1 protein-coding gene is annotated in these 561 nt (G+C 53.3%); it reads left to right on the forward strand.

The features are described from left to right. Positions 1–463: AAA family ATPase (locus ACFQEU_RS17730; protein ID WP_379784294.1), on the forward strand; the 463-nt coding region annotated here is incomplete at its 5' end. Between the last annotated feature and the right edge of the window lie 98 nt (positions 464–561).

Raw genomic sequence — 561 nt, forward strand, 5'->3', positions numbered from 1 at the left:
GCTGCACGTGCGCGTCAACTATCCGAGCGCAGCAGCAGAAAAAGAGATATTGCGCTTGGTTCGAGAAGAAAATCTCACGCAGGAAGCCGTGCCGCCAGCCAAGATTTCTCAAACAGACTTGTTGAACGCAAGAAAGAGCCTTTTACAAATTCACCTGGCGGAGAGCGTAGAAGATTATATCGTGCACTTGATCGACGCCACCCGACACCCCAAAAACTACGATGCTAAATTAACCCAATGGTTGGAGTACGGCGCGAGCCCTCGGGCAACGCTAGCACTCGAGCGCTCAGCGCGGGCACTCGCATGGCTCGACGGTAGAGATTTTGTTAGCCCCGCCGATGTACAAGCACTCGCCCCGGATGTTCTCAGGCACCGTTTAATTCTCACCTTCGAAGCTGAAGCGAGTGGCGTGACGATGGATCAGGTCATCGAACACCTACTCGACGTGGTGCCAGTAGCCTAACCATGGACGCTCTTCAGCCCAAAGGTGCCTTTAGCGAACTAAACCAATTACTGATGGCAAGGTTCATCAGTAAAGACTTGCGCATACCTGCACGCTCG

This window comes from Halorubrum tibetense (assembly GCF_042661865.1).
In the GTDB taxonomy this organism is placed as follows: Archaea; Halobacteriota; Halobacteria; order Halobacteriales; family Haloferacaceae; genus Halorubrum; species Halorubrum tibetense.